This is a genomic window from Tolypothrix campylonemoides VB511288_2 (genome assembly GCF_045999855.1).
Taxonomy (GTDB): domain Bacteria; phylum Cyanobacteriota; class Cyanobacteriia; order Cyanobacteriales; family Nostocaceae; genus Scytonema; species Scytonema bouteillei_A.
Map to the genome: position 1 here is coordinate 638,745 of NZ_JBFPMW010000004.1, position 19,498 is coordinate 658,242.

Here is a 19,498-nt window from a genome sequence, read left to right on the forward strand (position 1 = left end):
TTTCTGTGTTTGTGAACCATGTCCACCCCAGTGAGTGTTGCCCAATCCGCCAAGCCAAAACCTGTAACAACAAAGCCCGTACCAACCAAAGCTTCTCAAGAAGTTCAAAGTAATGATATTCAAATACTTACCCCAATCTTGGGGATCGCTTCGGTAGGACTGGCGTTGGTTGTTGTTGCTTTGATTGTATACGGCAAAATCCAGATCAAAAAACTGGAGAAAAAAATTAAGTTTGAACAGTTCCGCACTCGAGAACTGGACAAAAAGTTTAAGCTTGCTTTAGAAACTATTCGTAAAATGGAAACGAATCCCGATTTGATTAACTCGCGGGAGTTTAACCTGGATTATCTGCGGATGCGGATGTCGGAAGAAGTATTCCATTTTGCGATCGTCAATCAAATCAAAATCCAAGTTAAAGAAAAAATTTCTCAAGCGCTCCGTCCGGGACAAGGGAACCAGGGTGTTGTAGGTATAGCGAGCAGTAACGGACGACAAGTGGATGAAATGTTTGACGTAGAGTATGAAACTGGTAATGCGCCAAACATCGTCAAGCGAGTTCTCTTCCGCATCCAAATCCGGATGATGAAATTACCCACTCAACCAACTTCTGCGACTATCAGCCAAATCATTGACTGCGTTGAAAATTTCCTCAGCCCAGCAGAGGACAATGATACTTGGCAACCAACCATTCAAGGACGCATTGCTTACATGCATTGGGATCAAAAAGCGAAACCCACACCTATGCTAGTTTTGGAACAATCAAATGAAGGTGTGAATGTGTCTTTCCGAACCAGCCGTCAGCCCAATGGTAGCACTCCAGGACAACAGCCCGGACAGCCAGATCTACCCAGTCAGCCAAATCCACCCAGTCCCCCAGGAAAGAAAAAATCGGCAAAAAGTGAAAAGGTTTAGAGACACCCCGTTTGCATTATTTGTACTTCAGCGTGTTGGCACGTCTTTAGATCAATTATTCCTCACTTTTCCTTGAGAATCGCGGGCTAAAAGACCATCTTCCATTTCTACAATACGGTCTGCTATGTCTAAAATACGGTTGTCGTGGGTCACTAATAATATCGACGTTCCCTGATCTTTTGCTAGGCGCTGCATCAACTCCACGACATCTCGTCCTGACTGTTTATCCAATGCTGCTGTCGGTTCGTCGGCTAGCACCAGCGATGGATTGTTGACCAATGCGCGGGCGATCGCAATCCTTTGTTTTTGTCCTCCGGAAAGATGTTCCGGATAGTAATTAATCCGTTCTCCCAAACCGACTGCTCTCAACATTGCTTCTGATTTAGTAATGGCGTTTTGGGGAGAAACGTGCTGATTTAACTCCACAGCCATTTGCACGTTTTGCCTTGCAGTTAGAAATTCTAGCAAATTATGTGCTTGGAAAATATAGCCAATCTTACGCCGAATATTGACTAATTTGTTTTGACTCGCTCTAAAAAGTTCTACATCTAAAAATTTCAAACTTCCTTCTTGTACAGAACGCAAACCCCCAATCAAACTTAGCAATGTTGTTTTTCCCGAACCCGAGGGTCCAGTCATAATAACAATTTCACCCGGAAAAATTTCTAGGTTTATATCAAATAAAATTTGTCTTTTTAAAGAGCCTCTTCCATAGTAATGGTTTAACTTATTGATAGAAATTACAGGTCCTGAATACATAAGATTTCTTCAAAAATAAAGGACTGTGAATTATGAATTATGAATTATGAATTATAAATTTTTACTTTTTCATAATTCATAATTCATAATTCATAATTTAAAATATGTCTGCTGGATCGGCAGAACTTAATTTTCTAACAGCGATCGCGCCAGAGATAAAACACATTAGAATCGTCAAAATCATTACCATAATTGCTCTTTCTCCACTCATGAAAATTGGGAGAAGAGTAGCAGCCCTAGCCCTGTCATATAAGAAAAGAGTGACAGCTATTCCAGGCATATATCCTAAAATTGCTAAAATTAAAGCTTCTTGTAAAATAACAGATAATAAATAATTTTGTGTATAACCAATTGCTTTTAGAGTAGCATATTCAGATAAATGGTCTGTTACTTCAGTATACAGAATTTGATAGACAATCACAGTTCCAACAATGAACCCCATGACCGTTCCTAAAGAAAAAATGAAACCAATTGCTGTACTACTCGCCCAATAATTTCTCTCAAAATCAACAAATTCCTGCTTGGTAAAAACCTTGATATCTTTGGGCAAATAATTCTTCAAATTTTGAGCAACAGCAATTGCATCTGCACCAGGCTTTAATTTAATCAAACCTATATCAATCAATCCCGCACTGCGATGGGGAAAGATACGGAGAAAATTCAGATCGCTCGTAACTAAATTACCATCTGCTCCAAAGGATGCACCTAATGTAAATAATCCACCTACCTTAATCTTCCGATTTCTCACTTCTGCTGTCACAGTTTTATTTTGTTCAAACTCAGCAACAATTGGACCATATTCTTGTCGGGAAGAGCGATCGTACAAAACAACATCAGATAATTTAATTTTATCTATATTTTCCTCAACTCCAGGTAAATTCAGCACATTAAACTCAGGATTAATACCAAGAATCAAAAGATTGCGGAATCGACCCGTCACGGGATTTTTCCAAGGAGCATAATCCAAGTAAATAGGATGAACAGATTCAACCGCCGGAAAATCTAAAGATTTATAGAGACGCCGTTGAGAAAAAGGTTTTAATGACAGTACAGCATTAGATTGATTGTTAATTAAAACAATATCTCCTTGCAAACTCATGTGGAGACGAACGTTACTGTAGTACAAAGAATCCCGGAAGCCAAGCTGCATAAACATAAGAATATCAGCAAAAGCAATTCCTGCAAGCGCCACAGCAAGACGCGTTTTTTCCCGCTTTAGCTGCAACCAAGCTAAAGGAATTTTGTTAAGTAATTGTTTCATTGATTAGTTTTTAGTTGTTAGTTATTAGTTATTACCAGCCATTAGCCATTAGCCATTAGCCATTAACCATTAGCCATTAGCCATTAACCATTAGCCATTAGCCATTAGCCATTAACCATTAGCCATTAGCCATTAGCCATTAGCCATTAGCCATTAACCATTAGCCATTAGCCATTAACCATTAGCCATTAACCATTAGCCATTAGCTATATACCTATTTCCACAACAACTTTAGCGTTGGTGAGGTTAGCAACTCGTTTGGTATCTTGTGGAGAGAGAGTAATTTTTACTTCTACTACTCTGGCATCAATATCAGCTGCGGGATCGGTATTCAACACATCTTTTTTGCCAATTTTCCTACCGATTTCGGAGACTGTTCCTTGTAATTCTCCATCAAAAGCTCCATTATCACTGGTGACCATAACTTGTTGACCGAGACGCACTTTACCAATACTGTCTTCTGGAACTTCCGCAACAACAATCATTTGATCGGTTCGTCCCATTTCAGCAATACCGTATTGGCTCATGCTTTCTCCAGCTTTAGTATGGATTTTGAGAATTTCTCCAGCAATTGGTGCTTTAATGTAGCTCAAACCTAATTGTGCTTCTGCTCTCCTTAGAGATGCGATCGCATTACCAACTTGCGCCTGTGCTATCTGTACATCAATGGGACGAACTTCTTGAATTCTATTAAATCTCGCTCTTTCTTCATCAATTTGTCTTTGCAAAGTTGCTACAGTTTTGTCCCGCGTGACTCTAGCTTCAATAAGTTGCTGTTGCAAAGTTGCTACGGTTTTTAGCTGGTTAGCTCTGGCTTCAGCAAGCTCCTGTCTTAAAGTTGCGATCGCTTTCTTCTGGTTAGCCTTGATTTCAGCAAGTGAAGAATTGCTAGTTTCCAAACTTAACCGCCGTTTGTCTCGTTCTTGTTGGGAAATTGCACCTTCTCTATACAACATTTCATATCTTTGGGCGTCAACTTGAGCGTTACGTTGTTCGGCTCTGACACGCGCAACCGATGCTATTAAAGCATCTTTTTGCCCTTCTATTTCAGCTTGAATGCGATTAATTGTTGCTTGCAAAGCAATTCTTTCCCCATTTAACTGTGCTGTTATACGAGCAATTGTTGCTTGCTGAGCATCCTTTTCCCCAGCTAACTGAGCTTGCAAACGACCAATAACTGCTTTTTGCGCTTGAATGTCTCTTGGCGAACCAGCTTTGACATTAGCTAAATTAGCACGGGCTTCTTGCAGTTTAGCTCTGGCTTCTTCCACAGATGCTTGAGAACTGCTGAAGTTATCCAAAATAGCAATGACTTGACCTCTTTGAACCCGTTCTCCCTCTTTCACATACACTTGCTCAACCCGCGATGAACCTTCAACCCCCGCAGGTGCAGATAATTTAAGCACTTCCCCTCGCGGTTCCAAACGACCCACAGCATTAATACTGGTAGGAACTGGCGCACTCGGTACGGGTGTATTTGCTTGTTTGATTTGCTCGACTTTAGCTATAGTAAGAGCACCAAAGGAAACCACTACTGGTAAGGAGACAGCAATTAACCACCAAACTTTTGATTTTTCATCCTCAAAAAAGAGCTGTTCCCTTAAATTTGATTTCTCATTGAACCTGGATATAGGTGGTTGTTCGTTGGATTGCATTTTCCCCTCTTTGGATAAAAAGCACGCTTGGGCGTAGGTTGGGTTAATCGTGGCGCAACCTAACAAATATGGGAGTATGTTGGGTTTTTTTACCAACCCAACCTACGATTAATGCTTTAAAAAAATCTCTTTTCTATAAAGCATATTATTGCGAGCAAAAACTTACACCATTTTGGATTTTAGACTGACACAGCCTTGCTTGGACTTAATTTCATCCAACAATCTGTCTCATTCTTTTTTCCAATTGGTATTATCTATATCAATCCTATTTGATTTGTGGCATTCACGAAGGGTGGGCAATACCTACCCAATTAGGATTGCTATTATGGTACTGAAATCATTACGGTTTTAAGATGCACTACATACAAGTCAATACGAGAAATTATTTGCCTGAATATTAATATTGGCAAATCTTGAGTTAATCAATAAGTTCATAAACAAACTATTTCTTGATAAAGGTAATGCCATACAGCTATAAGTTGTATGGCTTCATCTTCTCTTGTTAATTGAATTCTACATTTAGAAGTTGCTGGAAAACGTAACGAAATCTACAGAATGGCTGATAGCTAATGGCTAATAGCTAATAGCTAATAGTTAATGGCTAGTAACAACTAACCACTAACAACTAACCACTAACTAATCAGGCATATCAAATAAAACTGTAGTCATATAACATTCTGCCCAATCTGCACCAAAAGCTTTTTCCAGTACGCGGCGGGTTTTGTCATTTTGTTGTTGTTGGGTGCAGTAATTTCTTTGTCCGCTAAGAATGTTTAACCTGTGTTCTGGTGAAACTGGCTTAGATATCAGCGCTTGCGTACAATGAATGTTTAAAAACTCTTGTACGCGGGTGAGAAACATACTTTCTTCTTCAGTTGAATTAGGACGAACAAAGAGACAAAATTCTGAAAATATATGTCCCCACTCCGGTAATTCACGGGGTTGTGAAAAGTTGAGGTTAGGCAATACCCCAAGTTCAGAAGTATAGGATTGGGGTAATCTATATTCCACATCAACTGGAGAAAGGTCTGCGATCGCCGCACTAATTTGACCTCTTCCTCCCACTAAATCGCACCCAAACATCGGTATGTTGTATTCTGGGCGGGGAAACATCACACAGTGCAAAATATCTAGCATATTTCCCACCTTTGCCAGTTCTAAATGCATTTTTCGGAACTGGGGTGTTTGATAGCAGCGATTTTCGATGGTCAGTTTTTCTCCTTCAAGCCGACCTTCTACATAACCAAATTCCGCTGGCAAATCATAGGGCGACAAATCAAGGTATTTTTGCCAAGTCTGTTCGATACAATCTGCTAATTGACGAATTAAAGGATGCTGTTGCTCGCGCAGTGATGGGAAAGAAGTTGTTGTCATGTTTAATTTATACCCATCCCTACCAGGGATTAATTGTGTTGACCTACCTATTTTTCAGCCTAGCGCCCATTAAGACGCAAAAGAACTGACTCGCAACACAACTCAACACTTTTAGGGGGTAACGAATTCGGGATAAGCACAACCTTACAGTGTTCTAAAACTACCGATTTATCTGGGATGCTCGCCCTGTACCTTTACAAGCACCCGTGAAGGATGTGTTGGCAAAGCGTAAAGTTATAAAACATTTTCTTTCCAAAATTCTTGTTTATTTTGTAGTCTTAGTTACAGAAATAATTTTTGATTAGCCCATGAGATAAGGCTTGAACGCAGCCAAGGATGAAGTATGAAGTATGAACTCTCAAGTAAAAACTTGCTTATAACTTCCCCAGACAGCAGACAGAGTATGAATCCTCAAGAACTTATACCTTCATCCTTTATCCTTTATCCTTCATGCTCTCTTGAGTCCAATAACTGGGTAACATTGACAGAACTACCCAGTCCTTACAGTTTTCATGAAGCTTTGCTTTTGTGTCAGATTTCACAAGATGAGTGGTTAGCTTGGATTCCAGACCATGGAGAAGCAGTGCTCAATAGCAACCAATTTTGTTAGTTGTTGTAGAAAGCGCAGAGCCTTGCGCCTCTACTAACAACTAACCACTAACTAACCACCAACCTCTCCTTCGACACCAGTGTCATCGGGTCGGCTGATTGCAGTTCACCATGCTTGAGAGTCCAGCAACAGTCTGCGATCGCTAACAAATCACCCGCATCATGAGTCACAATCAGTAGAGTCCAATCCTTTTTCAACTTTGCCAGCAAACTGACCAATTGTCGCCGCATGGACCAATCCAATCCTGCGGTAGGTTCATCAAGCAACAGTAAATGGGGCTGACGAATCAGTTGTACGGCTAGAGCCAAACGCCGTTGCTGACCTCCACTTAAAGCATGGGGCGATGTACTTAAAGACAAATGCTCCAATCCTACTTCAGTCAGTGCTTGCTTAACTCGCTCTGTTCCCAACTCTGGATGTCCCAAGCGCAATTCTTCTAAAATAGTACCGCCACAAAAATGTCGTTCGGGAAACTGAAAAACTAAACCAGCCAACTGTTGCATCTGTTCTGCAAGCAGTTCTTGTTCTCGCCAAAAGATAGATCCTGAGGTAGGTTCAGCAAGTCCAGACAAAATTTCAAGTAACGTAGTTTTACCAGACCCGCTTGGTCCAATGATAAGACCAAGTTGTTGGGGTGCTAATTCCAGATTAATTGATTTAAGGATTGCAGTTGGGCAGGCAGTTGGATGATAAATTATACTTCTGAGATAGAGCATTTGTTAAGAATAATAGAGAGAGTCAGCAACTTACTTATTGATTACACGGTAAAGAACACTTGTTCCCTGGAAAATTTATAGCGCATTATCTGCCTCGCGAACTGTGACCTCTAGCAGCAAAAGCTCTCTTGCTTCCCGATTGAAGTTACAAGTCTCTCCCTGTGAGAGATGCGCCGACGGCTGTTTTGGCTAATTATTTCCATTTTCGCAAATTCTTTTGGAAAAAATAGTTACAACAATTATGGGAACTCGAAAAAATTGCCGAAGTCAACCAGTATAGAAACTTTTGACAACAACAGACACGGCCTAGAACAAGTCATTTTTATATTATAAGTAACAAAGAAAACATATACAATAGCAATTTCCCTGAGGATAACCATGACTGAACAATTGCCCGTGCTGCCAAAAATTGTGACGACTCAACTTTCTCGCTTAGCTAAAGTCGCTTTTGCAGCTACTCTCATACTGAATATCTGTATCAATTCCTCTTTAGCTGCAGATCCATTTCGGGCTAAAGAACCTCGCAACATTGGTGACAAAACTGAAGCAGCTTTTAAAGCAATTTTCGAGCAGGGGAATTATCAAGCAGCTGAAAATCAAGTGCAAGAAGCACTTACAAAAGAAGCCGATGAACCTTTAGCTTATGCGATGAAAGCATCTTTAGCATATACGAATCAAGATTGGAATGCTCTAGAGACGTACAGCAAAAAAACTTTAGAAGTCGCACAAAAACTTGTTTCTAGCGACCCTCTACGTGGCAATTTATATAGTGCTGTCGGGCATTTTTTAGAAGGGGCTGTGATTCTACAGCGTGAAGGGACACTCAGTGGTGCGCCTAAAGCCCTGAGCCGATTGCGAGAAGTTTATAAGTTTTTAGATTTAGCGGAAGCTGTTTCTGCAACCGATCCTGAATTAAATTTGGTTAAAGGCTATATGGATTTAATGCTAGCGGTGAACTTGCCTTTTTCCAATCCAGAACAAGCGATCGAAAAATTTGAAAAAAATGCTGCGCCTCAGTATTTAGTCGATCGCGGAATTGCTCTTGCTTATCGAGATATGAAACAGTACTCCCAAGCCCTAGATTATACTAACCGTGCGCTAAAGGTGACCTCAGACAATCCAGAACTGTATTATCTCAAAGCTCAAATTCTTAGAGAACAGGGTAAGAAAGATAAAAATACAAAACTCATTCAGGAAGCTGTCGATCACTTTGACAAAGCCTTGAGTAAGAAAGGGTTTCTCCCAGCAAGCGTGGTTAAACAAATTGAACGCGAACGAGGTAAGGCTGTAAAAGAAATCGCTTCAGCTAGTAGATAAACACGCAATCTTGCTTGCGACTGTCAGAGCGCCAACAACTTCTGCAGAAGTTGTTGGTAAATCATACAAGCTCCTCACCTCGCCTCTAGTGGCTCCCCGCCAGGGAATTGGCTTTTGCTTGTCCTGTTGGTAGCGTCTTCCTGCTTTACCCGCCTTGTTTCGGTGGCTCCGCCCTAGAATGCTTTACTCGGAGGCGGAGCCTTCTGTATTTATGTAATTGATTCAGCTAAGAATCTTCTACAATTAGGTGTAAATCTTTTGAAGACAAAGTAGCCATGGAAATACAGTTTCGAGAAATTGACCCTTTTAATGTATGGATTTGGCTCAAATTTAGCACAGTCCCATCAAGACAAGAAAGACAGTATATAGAAGAAGTTTTTGATTCCTGGTTTTACTTGGGTAAGCTGGGGGGATTTAATGCTGAAAATCTCCAAGTACAAGAAACTGGGGTAAATCTCAGTTATATGGATTATGACTCAGAAGGTTATGACAAAAGCATGCTAGCGCTGATGCATAACATGGGTGAGGTGGAATATGAAGGAACATGGGCGCGTTGCTGGTTTGATTTGGGAACAGCAGATGCGATCGCTCTTGATATTCTCATCAATGCTCTCAAGCAACTCAGTGCCGAATATGTCACCATTGAGCAATTGTACATTGGCGGAGAAAATGAAGACTGGCCCGTTGAAAATAGTGACAATCTTAACTCGTTTGTTTTCGATAATTAGCCATGGCAATACATAAACCAGGGGAAATTCGCATTTTAGCTTTGGGACTGATTCAAAATGGAGAACGCATCTTCATGTCTCAAGGCTATGACCAAAAGGAGCAACAAACTTTTTATCGTGCTATGGGCGGAGGTGTTGACTTTGGCGAAACAAGTTTGGTAGCCCTCCAACGGGAATTTCAAGAAGAAATTCAAGCAGAATTAACAAATATTCAATACTTGGGCTGTTTAGAAAATATTTTTACATACAACGGTCAGCACGGTCACGAAATCATTCAGCTTTACAAATGTGACTTTGTTGACCTCAAGTTCTATAAGCTTGAGCAGCTAGAATTTAATGAAGGCGATCGTCAAAAGATTGCGTTGTGGGTAGAGATTAACCGCTTTAAGTCTGGAGAATTACAGTTAGTCCCAGAGCAATTTATAAATTATTTGTAAAAAGATAGAGGGCAAAGGGCAGAAGTATGAAGGTAGAAATAAGTTTGCAGAAAAAACCAAACTATTCATATTATTAATGGACACGTTTAACCAACTAGCAGTCATTCTTTCTAATGAAATTGGTGTGCGGCGACAAGATATTACTCTTCATGCACGACTGAGAGAAGACCTGAAAATAGATGGTGATGATGTTCATGTACTTTTTTCTAAAATTACTGAAAACTGGAAGATAGATTGGCATGGCTTTGTTTTTTATCGCTACTTCCATGAAGAACCACATTTATTTTCCCTACTTTTTAATTGGTACTATCGCTTACGCCATGGCATTCTGAAAACAATTACTGTCAGTCATTTGATGTTAGTTATTGAGCATGGAGTTTGGTTTGAACCTTCACTCTCTAGTAGAAGTATTTGAAGATTAGTTTTACCCCACCCTAACCCTCCTCGATGGATTGGAGAGGGAACTAAAAATCCGATCTCCCCCCAATCCATTGCTACGGTGGTGTACAGATCTCTAGAAAAGAGATGAAACATCGTGAAAAGGGAGAATTGGAATGAAGTTCCCCCCTTTTTTAAGGGGGGTTAGGGGGGATCGAAACCGCTTTTAATGCACTTTAGAAGACTTGTGTGTACACTGCAGCCTTTCCAAGGGGGGTAAATGCAATTTGTGTGAACATAGCTTTACAGCTAGTGAAAACCGAGCGTGAAGAGGAATTATACAGGCTTTTTCATTATTTCCTCGCCGTCATGAGTTGGGAGAGGTATTGCAAATTATGAAGCGATTGGGACAAGTTATTTTAGCGTAGAATAAATGATGTTTCAATTCCGCAAGCGGATGCCATCTACAGTACTAAAAATTTTTCATGAATGATTTAGGATTGCTATAGCAGCATTGATAAGTAAGTCGTCACAAGCAGTATAGATTTTATGGAAATTATCAAATAAATTAGAGCAGAACGCCAGGATAACAGCGACACAAAAAATAAACCTTGGATGGAATTGTCGATCCAAGGTTTATTTCTTGTGTTTGTGCCTTATTGCCATTTGCCAGCTTAAACGTTTCCTCTTTGTTTTCGTCTGCCCTACAAATTGATATATCAATCGCAGGTGACGACGACCTGAATCACCCTCACACACGATACAGTTTCCTCGCCTGACAATGGAATATAACTACACCACTCTTCCGCGCCGAAAGATTTATATCTCTCATGTGTTTCAACATAAACAATTGTATCTTTGTTGTGAATTGTACTTTAGATGTAAATAAACTCAAAAATTCTCAATCTTAAGACATAATTCAATTTATACATAGGGTGTGTTGTTAGTTATCAGTTATTATTTGTTAGTTGTTATTGGTACTTTCCTATCTCTGTCACGATCGCTACTCTTCATTTCGGCTGAGATATGAGTGTTAAATCTTGCTTCTTTAGATAGTATAAATCATGAGAGGAAAAAGCGTAAGAATGAAGAAGTGTACACAGTCTCCGCATCTATTGGTTCTGTAGGATATACCAGAATTAGCAATGCTTGGATGGAACCAAGTCAAATTACTACTATGCAAACAATCAATCGTATTTCTTCGTATTTAGAACAACCCGATCGATTTCGAGACCTTCAACAAACTTTACGCGATCGCTGGCAAACGGTAGAGTTATTTGATAGCAGTGATGCAGATATTTTGATCGTTCCTTCTATTAGCATCGATCAACGAGAATTGAGAAAAATTGATGGTTGCGAACATTATGAAGAAAGATTGTTATTCTCGCTAATTCGTTTGCGGAATCCTCGCACTCGGTTAATCTACGTCACATCCCTACCACTGCATCCAAGCGTTATTGACTATTATTTGCAATTATTGCCCGGAATTCCCTTTTCTCATGCTCGCAATCGCTTGCTATTACTTTCCACTTACGATGCTTCTGTCAAACCTTTAACTCAAAAAATTCTAGATCGCCCCCGTTTGATAGAAAGAATACGTCAAGCTTTAAGACATGATAAAGCATTTATGGTATGCTACAACGCGACAGAAATCGAAGCAGATCTGTCACTAAAATTAGGTGTACCGCTTTACGCAGCTGCACCGGATTTACAAATTTGGGGAACAAAAAGTGGTAGTCGGCAAATTTTTGCAGAATGTGAAATTCCCCATCCCGATGGAAGTCAGAGAGTTTGGAATTCGACAGATTTAGCAGAAGCTGCAGCCGATTTGTGGGAACGCCAACCGACATTAAAACGGATGGTCGTTAAGTTAAATGAAGGATTTTCAGGGGAAGGAAATGCGCTTTTAGATTTAAGACCTATTCAACATTTAGCGCCCCCCGATGCGAACTATGCTCAACGAGTCGAAGCCTTAGGAAAAAGCTTTGAGACCCTGCGCTTTCAAGCGAAAAATGAAACCTGGGAGAATTTTTCAGGAAGAATCCCTGAATTGGGAGCCATAGTAGAAGCTTTTGTGGAAGGTGAAATCAAGCGTTCTCCCAGCGTCCAGGGACGCATTACTCCCAGTGGAGACGTAGAAATTCTTTCAACCCACGATCAAATTTTAGGAGGCTCGGACGGACAAATATACTTAGGCTGTCGGTTTCCCGCAGATGAAGCTTACAGACTGCAATTGCAGCAGATAGGGTTAAAAATTGGTAAAAGTTTGGCAGAAAAAGGAGCGTTGGAAAGATTTGGGGTAGATTTTATTGCCATTGACCGAGGTGATGGAAAATGGGATATGCAAGCGATCGAAATTAACCTGCGGAAAGGCGGTACAACCCATCCGTTTATGACTTTAAAATTGCTAACCAACGGACGGTACGATCTTTCAACTGGATTGTTTTACAGTCAGCAAGGGCGTCCCAAATACTACGTTGCGACAGACAACCTACAGAAAGATCGCTATCAGGGTCTAATGCCAAACGATCTAATGGATATTGTCGCCCATCACAGATTGCATTTTGACACGGGAACCGAAACAGGAACGGTTTTTCATTTGATGGGATGTCTTTCGCAGTTTGGAAAATTAGGGTTAACAAGTATTGGAGATTCACCGCAACAGGCGGAAGACATTTATAACAAAGTTGCCAAAGTCTTAGACGAAGAAAGTGGGCGTCAGAACTGGGATAGTTTCCTGAATTTACCAGAGATAGCTTTTTGGTAATAGCTAATGGCTAATGGCTAACGGCTAATGGCTAATGGCTAATAGCTATTAACACTAACAACCAACCAAGCGCTAATTGTGTACAATCGTGTCAGGCTGTGTCTTTAAGCGCTTGTGTCCCACCTAAATCAAAATGCAATTCATTGCATTAACCCTGAATGTCCTCGCCCTTATCCCCAGCTTTGGGGAAACAAGTTCTGCAATAGCTGTGGCGCACCGCTACAGCTGTTAGACCGCTATATTCCTTTACAGCCTTTGGGCTCTGGTGGCTTTGCCCAGATTTATACTGTTTGGGACTGCAAAACTCAAACAGAAAAGGTGTTGAAGGTTTTGATAGAATCTTCACCAAAGGCGCTAGAATTGTTCTCTCAAGAAGCAGCAGTTTTAGCCCGGTTGAGACATCCCGGTGTGCCAAAAGTTGAGGCTGATGGTTTTTTCCATATCGAGACTTTGCAGACAACTTCTCCGCAATCAAAACCGAGCCGACTCCATTGTTTGGTAATGGAAAAAATTTCCGGTCAAACGCTGGAGGAATTGTTTCAGCAGCATTCTCATGGGTGTCCGCAGGATTTGGTGTTAAATTGGCTGGCTCAAGCTGTGGACATTTTACAGGAGTTGCACAGCCGCAAGATTATTCATCGCGATATTAAGCCTTCTAATTTAATGCTGAGGTCTTCCCACAATAAAGGGGGAACTAAGGCAGATCGATTGGTGCTGATTGATTTTGGTGGAGCCAAACAGGTAAGTTACAATCTATTTCGCAATCAGTCTTCTTCTACTAGACTGTATTCTACAGGCTACAGTCCTCCAGAGCAAATTGCTGGGGGTGTTGTTGGCGCACCTGCAGATTTTTATGCCCTTGGTCGAACCATGATTGAGATGCTGACAGGTAAATCTCTTACAGAATTGGCAAATCCAGCAACGGGAGAACTGTTTTGGCGCAGTGGAGTTAATGTTAGCCCGCAACTTGCAGATTTGCTGGATGATATGATTCAGGAGGATGTGCGATCGCGTCCGGCAAATGCGGCAATTGTGAAAAAGCGACTGTCAAAGATTTCCCAATTACCCCAACCTAGTGTTTTGTCTCAAATTGGAAAATCTGTTCACCAAGGCTTGGGTCAAGCAGGAAGTTTGCTGTCTCAAGTTGAGGATTCTCTGGGAAAAGCCCTCAGTCGTTCTACTCAAGCTGCAGGCAAAACGACTTTTTTTCTAGTTAAAACGATTGTTTCGGTTATACTAGCCTGTCTGGATACACTGTGGACAATGATTTTAACTGGAGTTGGTGCTAGCTTGGGTGCGATCGCAGGATTTCTCTTAGCATCTCAAATTACTCTAGACGACTACTTAGCCCAATTTTTATCCGAACGGTTATTTGAAGCAACGGGAATTTCTCAAATAATTTTTGGCTCGGAGATTCTTTTATTTATAGGTGCTGGATTGGGAACTGCATGGGGATTAACCATCGCCGGTGGGTTTGGTCAGCGACGAAGATTTGTCGTAGCGTCGGTTATGAGCGTTATTAGCTACGGTTTTGGTTGGTTAATTCTACAACTGATGACTCCTCAAAGCATACCAGAGGGATTAGTGGGATTAGTTTTAGGCACTGTTTCCCTGCTGAGTTTGGGTTTGGGGCTTCGCAGCCATCACATCGTGTACGCTTTTATTGCTGCGTTTGGTACTGCGATCGTCTTCGCATTCTTAGTGATGTTAGGGTTCCCCACAAATATTTTTAACTTCTTTAACTCGCCCAGTCTAACGGAGATATTGCTACCAGTTATCTTTTTTAGTTTTATGGGTGTTGTGCTAAGTTTCTGGTTGGGAATCAGCCATTACTTAATTGTTCCTGGGTTGCGCTTTTTGGGATGGAAGTGAGGAACGAGGGGGACAAGGGAGATAAGGGAGACAAGGGGGAAGAACTATTACCCGAATCCAAAATCCGACATTCCCAAAAAATTTTCCCCCCAGCCATTTCTTATACCAGGCTGGGGGGAATCATAATTCGTAGGCTATAGAGTTTCTGTATATTTCGCTGATGTCATCATTCTATTCTGCGGACTTATTTTTGAGTAGCCTGTTCACAAGATTTTACGGTATATTCACGTTTTCTTTACTGTTCCTTTACTCTTAACATATGCATAATAACTTCTATATGTAAGTATAGCAGTACGCCAAATTCTTCAACAAAGGATTTATTTGAAAGAAACTATGAACGTAAAAATAGCTGTTACGACTGCGTTGTTAACTTGTTTTGGCTTAGCAGCACAAGCCTTGGCTCAAAATCCGCAAGATGTGGAACAGTTAAAGGCAACAAATACCTGTCCGCGTTGCGATCTCACTAATGCAGATCTCACTCAATTCAATCTCAGTAGAGCCAGTTTGAGAGACGCTAACCTACAAGGTGCTAATTTAACCGGAGTCAATCTTGCAAATGCGGATTTAACAGGTGCTAATTTGCAAGGTGCTGTGTTAAGTTCTGCCAATCTTACGGGTGCTTCATTAATCGGTGCGAATCTTAAATCAGCTTCTCTAGAAAATGCTAATCTCAGCTACGTGGGTTTTATGAGTGCTAATTTAGAAGCTGCTAATCTTAAAGACGCGAAAACACAGTTCACGAATTTTAGAGGAGCACACTTCCGCTTAACAACTATGCCCACAGGTAATGTCACTTCTGACAAACCTTATGGATGGTCATTACAGCGCGAAAGCCCTAAAGACTGTAACGCTTTTAAATTGGAACGCGCTACTGGTACAACCTGCTACACTGAGTAATTGCAGAATCGTAGTTTACCATACCAACTATAGGGTGTGAAGTTGTTCGTATTCCCGACTTTCAAAGAAGTCGGGGATATAATTAGTGCTTTAAAATCAGAGTTAGTTACTGTCTTAAGGAACACATTGTTTGCTGCCATCAATCCTATTATAAAGAAAAAGTGTAAACTGGCTGACAAATGCTTACTCGCATCAAGGATTTAGCGAGCACACTCGCACCTCGTTTAATTGAAATTCGCCGTCACATCCATGCTCATCCAGAACTGAGCGCTCAGGAGTCACAAACAGCTGCCTTTGTTGCTGGAGTTTTATCTTCGAGTGGTCTTTCCGTCAAAGAAGGCGTTGGCAAAACTGGTGTTGTTGGAGAACTCAGAGGAACTGGCAATTCAGAGCGATTATTGGCAATACGTGCTGATATGGATGCTTTGCCAATTTGCGAACAAACTGCTTTAGATTACGCTTCTCGCACTCCGGGTATCATGCACGCCTGCGGTCATGATGTTCATACAACTGTTGGTTTGGGAACCGCAATGGTACTGTCTCAGATAGCTGAGGAATTACCTGGTAAAGTCAGGTTCTTATTTCAATCCGCTGAGGAAATTGCTCAAGGGGCTAACTGGATGGTAGCTGATGGAGCCATGAAAGATGTTTCGGGTATACTGAGCGTTCATGTTTTTCCATCCATACCTGCAGGTTCTATTGGTGTCCGGTATGGCGCACTCACTGCAGCAGCGGATGATTTAGAAATTATCATTATTGGGGAATCAGGACATGGTGCTCGACCTCATGAGGCGGTTGATGCTATTTGGATCGCTTCACAAGTGATAACCTCCCTGCAACAAGCCATCAGCCGGACACAAAATCCCTTACGTCCTGTAGTTGTCACGATTGGAAAGATTGAGGGTGGTAGAGCGCCAAATATCATTTCTGATAAAGTACAGTTACTGGGAACCGTGCGTTCTCTGCATCCCGAAACCCGCGCCAATCTTCCAGAGTGGATTGAAAAAATCGTAAAGAGTGTTTGTCATTCTTACGGCGCAAAATATCAAGTAAATTACCGTCAAGGCGTACCGGGAGTACAAAACGATTACTTTTTGACGCAACTTCTGCAATCAGCTGCTGAAGAAGCTTGGGGTAGCGATCGCGTCCAAGTACTTCCCGAATCATCCCTTGGTGCTGAAGATTTTTCTGTCTATTTAGAACACGCTCCTGGTTCCATGTTTCGATTGGGTGTTGGCTTCAAAGATAGAATTCTAAATTACCCATTGCACCATCCCCTTTTTGATGTTGATGAATCTGCCATTATTACTGGAGTCGTTACCTTGGCATATTCTGCATATAAATACTGGCAAGAAGTTTAATCGCTGACCAGTGTTAGAAGTTGAATCTTACCAAACTAGCGAATTTACGTTAGTTTTTCCCACGCTTATTCTTAATAAAGTCAAGCGACCCCAGTTTGAAGCCTGGGGATTTATTTTACTAAACTGGAGCAACATCGATTATTGCGATCGCTCGGGCGATTGTCAATAGAGACTTGCGATTAGACACTTCAGATTAATTCAAAATATTGGCTAGACAAAAGCTTTAACAGTGGCTTATTTCATTCCCCTATTTGCAATGCTCTGGAGTGCGATCGTATTGCAAGAAACTGTAACAATGACAATGATTTGTGCTGTTGTTTTGTGTTGTTTAAAACTGCGATCCCAATCGCGACAAAATCATTTACACTTAAATAGTGTAATCTATTACCATATTTTACAAAAATAGGATATAAGAAGCTGAAGTTTTAGAGTTAGAGATTAAAATAGAATTAGCAAAGGCAGAGTTTACTTGATTGGGAGCTTTTTTAATGACTTTACAAGAAATTATTAATTCTATTGAAAGTTTGCCCGTAGAAGAACGAGAGTATTTATTTCAGTTTCTTCGACAACAACGAATTGAGAAACGGCGGGTTGAAATTTTGACCAACGCCCAGGAAGTAATGCAGGCTTTTAAGGATGGGACAGCCAAGAGGGGAAGCGTTGATGATTTGATCGCTGATTTACTAGGAGATGATGATGGAAGTTGTCTGGAGTAATGGATTTAAGCGGTCTTTTAGGAAGATTACAAAGAAAAATCCCCAATTAAAGAATCAAATTGTTACGGTATTAAGGCTTTTGGCAGACGATCCATTTACACCATCTTTAAAGTCTCATAAGTTAATAGGAGATTTAGAGGGATTGTGGTCTTGTTCTGTTGCTTACGATTGTAGAATTATCTTTAAATTCTCTGAAGATGACAATTTGTTAGAAATGGTGATTTTATTGATTGATATTGGTAGTCATGATGAAGTTTATTAAAAAGTTAGATAGAGGCTGAAGCTTTGAGATTGGTCATATGCTGCGATCGCCTCGTCCTTATGAAGATATGAATATCACTGCTATCTTGGGCTTGAGCGCATCCCAGAAAGCTACTCTTACAGCTTTAGGAGCCGTTTATTATCACTAATTACTTGAATAAGAAAAATTACTGTTTAATTGGAATCTGTACTATGAATTCTGTACCTTGTCCTAAGGTAGATTGACAGTAGAGATTGCCAGCGTGTTTTTTCACAACAATTTCACGACTGATAGATAATCCCAATCCACTTCTTCCAACAGATTTTGTCGTAAAGAAAGGATCGAACAATTTTGCTTTTGTTTCTTCATCGATTCCCAAACCGTTATCTGTAATATGAATAGCTACTTTATCATCTCCATTCAACGTTGTGTGAATTTCAATGCGGCTTGGTTGCTGCTCGATCTCCTCAAATGAACGATATTGGTTGTGCTCCTCTAATGCATCAATGGCATTGTTAAGAATATTCATAAAGACTTGATTGAGTTGTCCCGCCCAACATTCAACAAGTGGTAATTCTCCATACTTTTTAACAACTTCAATACTGGGACGCTTGTGTGTAGCCTTTAAGCGATAATTTAAAAGAGCGATCGCACTGTCAAGTCCCTCATGGATATTCACTGCTTTTAAATTGGCTTCATCTATCCGGGAGAAGTTACGCATTGATTTAACAATCGATTGAATGCGTTGTGCGCCTGACGCAATCGAATCAAACAGCTTTAAGAGATCGTTTTGAACAAAATCGATATCGATTGTTTCTATGATTGCTTGAATGCGAGAAGTTGGCTGTGGGTAATCTTCTTGGTAAAGATGCAGAAGATTGAGTATATCTTGGGTGTACTCACCTGCATAAATAATATTACCGTAAATAAAATTCATGGGGTTGTTAATCTCATGAGAAATTCCCGCAATCATTTGTCCTAAACTGCTCAATTTCTCATTTTGAATCAGTTTAATTTGCATTTTTTCCAATTCATCGTAAGCTTGGGTAACTTCTGCCACTTTTTGCTCTAACAAAGCATTTTTTAGTTCTAGTTTTTCAGCTAAGTCGTGTAGTTTTAAGTGTAATTTAACTCGAGATAAAACTTCTTCTTGCTGAAAAGGTTTCGTGATATAGTCTACAGCACCAACTTGAAAACCTTCAACTTTACTAGCAGTCTCGGAAAGTGCTGTCATAAAAATGATAGGAATATCTTTGGTTTGTGGAGATGCTTTTAATTGACGGCAAGTTTCAAATCCATCCATTTCTGGCATCATCACATCTAATAAAATTAAATTGGGTAGAGCATATTTCACTCGTTCTAAAGCTACTTTTCCGGATTTTGCAACCCAAACTTCTAAACCCGCTTGGTCGAGAGCATCGGATAAAACACTTAAATTAGCAGGGTTGTCATCAACAATGAGAACTGTCGGATTTTGCTCGGCTGCAAGATTCATAT

The 19,498-nt window shown here is 40.6% G+C and carries 18 protein-coding genes; 12 read left to right on the forward strand and 6 right to left on the reverse strand.

Features of this window, described 5'->3' with window-relative positions; genetic code table 11:
- Nucleotides 1–18 precede the first annotated feature (18 nt).
- Nucleotides 19–912: a hypothetical protein gene (locus tag AB0756_RS15375; RefSeq protein WP_038080861.1), complete on the forward strand. Its 894-nt coding sequence runs from the start codon at nucleotides 19–21 to the stop codon at nucleotides 910–912.
- A 51-nt stretch (nucleotides 913–963) separates the two neighbouring features.
- Here the strand turns inward: AB0756_RS15375 and AB0756_RS15380 are convergent, their stop codons facing one another.
- From AB0756_RS15380 to AB0756_RS15395, 4 genes are all read right to left on the reverse strand, one after another.
- A complete protein-coding gene (locus AB0756_RS15380; RefSeq protein WP_038080863.1) occupies nucleotides 964–1,671 on the reverse strand; it encodes a DevA family ABC transporter ATP-binding protein in 708 nt (235 codons plus the stop codon).
- Between the two features lie 97 nt (nucleotides 1,672–1,768).
- Entirely contained in the window at nucleotides 1,769–2,932 is a 1,164-nt protein-coding gene (devC, locus tag AB0756_RS15385) for an ABC transporter permease DevC (RefSeq protein WP_038114274.1), read from the reverse strand.
- A gap of 206 nt (nucleotides 2,933–3,138) precedes the next feature.
- On the reverse strand, nucleotides 3,139–4,563 hold the full coding sequence (locus tag AB0756_RS15390) for an HlyD family efflux transporter periplasmic adaptor subunit (RefSeq protein ID WP_038077192.1): 1,425 nt from the start codon (nucleotides 4,561–4,563) through the stop codon (nucleotides 3,139–3,141).
- 660 nt (nucleotides 4,564–5,223) lie between these two features.
- Entirely contained in the window at nucleotides 5,224–5,961 is a 738-nt protein-coding gene (locus AB0756_RS15395) for a phycocyanobilin:ferredoxin oxidoreductase (RefSeq protein WP_038077053.1), read from the reverse strand.
- A 403-nt stretch (nucleotides 5,962–6,364) separates the two neighbouring features.
- On the opposite strand from AB0756_RS15395, the gene AB0756_RS15400 reads away from it, so the two are divergent.
- Nucleotides 6,365–6,571 carry a hypothetical protein gene (locus AB0756_RS15400; protein ID WP_050046187.1) on the forward strand — a complete coding sequence of 69 codons (207 nt, stop codon included), beginning with the start codon at nucleotides 6,365–6,367 and terminating at the stop codon, nucleotides 6,569–6,571.
- Nucleotides 6,572–6,618: 47 nt separating this feature from the next.
- On the opposite strand, the gene AB0756_RS15405 is transcribed toward AB0756_RS15400, so the two are convergent.
- The gene (locus AB0756_RS15405; RefSeq protein WP_038077056.1) at nucleotides 6,619–7,287 is read right to left on the reverse strand and encodes an ABC transporter ATP-binding protein; all 669 of its coding nucleotides are present in this window, start codon (nucleotides 7,285–7,287) and stop codon (nucleotides 6,619–6,621) included.
- 378 nt (nucleotides 7,288–7,665) lie between these two features.
- On the opposite strand from AB0756_RS15405, the gene AB0756_RS15410 reads away from it, so the two are divergent.
- The 10 genes from AB0756_RS15410 (at nucleotide 7,666) to AB0756_RS15455 (ending at nucleotide 18,022) form a co-directional block, all read left to right on the forward strand.
- Nucleotides 7,666–8,604, forward strand: a complete 939-nt coding sequence (locus AB0756_RS15410; protein ID WP_038077058.1) for a Sll0314/Alr1548 family TPR repeat-containing protein — start codon at nucleotides 7,666–7,668, stop codon at nucleotides 8,602–8,604.
- 275 nt (nucleotides 8,605–8,879) lie between these two features.
- Nucleotides 8,880–9,332 carry a DUF3531 family protein gene (locus AB0756_RS15415; RefSeq protein WP_038077061.1) on the forward strand — a complete coding sequence of 151 codons (453 nt, stop codon included), beginning with the start codon at nucleotides 8,880–8,882 and terminating at the stop codon, nucleotides 9,330–9,332.
- Between the two features lie 8 nt (nucleotides 9,333–9,340).
- On the forward strand, nucleotides 9,341–9,769 hold the full coding sequence (locus AB0756_RS15420) for an NUDIX hydrolase (protein WP_038077196.1): 429 nt from the start codon (nucleotides 9,341–9,343) through the stop codon (nucleotides 9,767–9,769).
- 76 nt (nucleotides 9,770–9,845) lie between these two features.
- Nucleotides 9,846–10,184, forward strand: a complete 339-nt coding sequence (locus AB0756_RS15425) for a DUF1493 family protein (RefSeq protein ID WP_038077066.1) — start codon at nucleotides 9,846–9,848, stop codon at nucleotides 10,182–10,184.
- A 1,140-nt stretch (nucleotides 10,185–11,324) separates the two neighbouring features.
- Entirely contained in the window at nucleotides 11,325–12,914 is a 1,590-nt protein-coding gene (locus AB0756_RS15430) for a peptide ligase PGM1-related protein (RefSeq protein ID WP_038077069.1), read from the forward strand.
- 114 nt (nucleotides 12,915–13,028) lie between these two features.
- Complete coding sequence (locus tag AB0756_RS15435; protein ID WP_038077074.1) at nucleotides 13,029–14,786, forward strand: serine/threonine protein kinase; 1,758 nt, start codon at nucleotides 13,029–13,031, stop codon at nucleotides 14,784–14,786.
- Nucleotides 14,787–15,119: 333 nt separating this feature from the next.
- The gene (locus tag AB0756_RS15440; RefSeq protein ID WP_038077077.1) at nucleotides 15,120–15,683 is read left to right on the forward strand and encodes a pentapeptide repeat-containing protein; all 564 of its coding nucleotides are present in this window, start codon (nucleotides 15,120–15,122) and stop codon (nucleotides 15,681–15,683) included.
- Nucleotides 15,684–15,862: 179 nt separating this feature from the next.
- On the forward strand, nucleotides 15,863–17,044 hold the full coding sequence (locus AB0756_RS15445; RefSeq protein WP_038077080.1) for a M20 family metallopeptidase: 1,182 nt from the start codon (nucleotides 15,863–15,865) through the stop codon (nucleotides 17,042–17,044).
- A gap of 488 nt (nucleotides 17,045–17,532) precedes the next feature.
- A complete protein-coding gene (locus AB0756_RS15450; protein ID WP_038077082.1) occupies nucleotides 17,533–17,760 on the forward strand; it encodes a hypothetical protein in 228 nt (75 codons plus the stop codon).
- Entirely contained in the window at nucleotides 17,741–18,022 is a 282-nt protein-coding gene (locus tag AB0756_RS15455; RefSeq protein WP_038077198.1) for a type II toxin-antitoxin system RelE/ParE family toxin, read from the forward strand. The genes AB0756_RS15450 and AB0756_RS15455 overlap by 20 nt, the downstream gene beginning before the upstream one ends.
- Before the next feature lie 166 nt (nucleotides 18,023–18,188).
- Here the strand turns inward: AB0756_RS15455 and AB0756_RS15460 are convergent, their stop codons facing one another.
- Complete coding sequence (locus AB0756_RS15460) at nucleotides 18,189–19,496, reverse strand: hybrid sensor histidine kinase/response regulator (protein ID WP_038077085.1); 1,308 nt, start codon at nucleotides 19,494–19,496, stop codon at nucleotides 18,189–18,191.
- Nucleotides 19,497–19,498 lie beyond the last annotated feature (2 nt).

Excerpts from the sequence above, each read along its gene's own strand:
- AB0756_RS15455 (WP_038077198.1), top strand. The coding sequence starts at position 17,741 with ATGGAAGTTGTCTGGAGTAATGGATTTAAGCGGTCTTTTAGGAAGATT.
- AB0756_RS15445 (WP_038077080.1), top strand. The coding sequence starts at position 15,863 with ATGCTTACTCGCATCAAGGATTTAGCGAGCACACTCGCACCTCGTTTA.
- AB0756_RS15375 (WP_038080861.1), top strand. The coding sequence starts at position 19 with ATGTCCACCCCAGTGAGTGTTGCCCAATCCGCCAAGCCAAAACCTGTA.
- AB0756_RS15405 (WP_038077056.1), bottom strand. The coding sequence starts at position 7,287 with ATGCTCTATCTCAGAAGTATAATTTATCATCCAACTGCCTGCCCAACT.
- AB0756_RS15450 (WP_038077082.1), top strand. The coding sequence starts at position 17,533 with ATGACTTTACAAGAAATTATTAATTCTATTGAAAGTTTGCCCGTAGAA.
- AB0756_RS15380 (WP_038080863.1), bottom strand. The coding sequence starts at position 1,671 with ATGTATTCAGGACCTGTAATTTCTATCAATAAGTTAAACCATTACTAT.
- AB0756_RS15395 (WP_038077053.1), bottom strand. The coding sequence starts at position 5,961 with ATGACAACAACTTCTTTCCCATCACTGCGCGAGCAACAGCATCCTTTA.
- AB0756_RS15460 (WP_038077085.1), bottom strand. The coding sequence starts at position 19,496 with ATGAATCTTGCAGCCGAGCAAAATCCGACAGTTCTCATTGTTGATGAC.
- AB0756_RS15425 (WP_038077066.1), top strand. The coding sequence starts at position 9,846 with ATGGACACGTTTAACCAACTAGCAGTCATTCTTTCTAATGAAATTGGT.
- AB0756_RS15430 (WP_038077069.1), top strand. The coding sequence starts at position 11,325 with ATGCAAACAATCAATCGTATTTCTTCGTATTTAGAACAACCCGATCGA.
- AB0756_RS15400 (WP_050046187.1), top strand. The coding sequence starts at position 6,365 with ATGAATCCTCAAGAACTTATACCTTCATCCTTTATCCTTTATCCTTCA.
- AB0756_RS15415 (WP_038077061.1), top strand. The coding sequence starts at position 8,880 with ATGGAAATACAGTTTCGAGAAATTGACCCTTTTAATGTATGGATTTGG.
- AB0756_RS15440 (WP_038077077.1), top strand. The coding sequence starts at position 15,120 with ATGAACGTAAAAATAGCTGTTACGACTGCGTTGTTAACTTGTTTTGGC.
- devC (WP_038114274.1), bottom strand. The coding sequence starts at position 2,932 with ATGAAACAATTACTTAACAAAATTCCTTTAGCTTGGTTGCAGCTAAAG.
- AB0756_RS15410 (WP_038077058.1), top strand. The coding sequence starts at position 7,666 with ATGACTGAACAATTGCCCGTGCTGCCAAAAATTGTGACGACTCAACTT.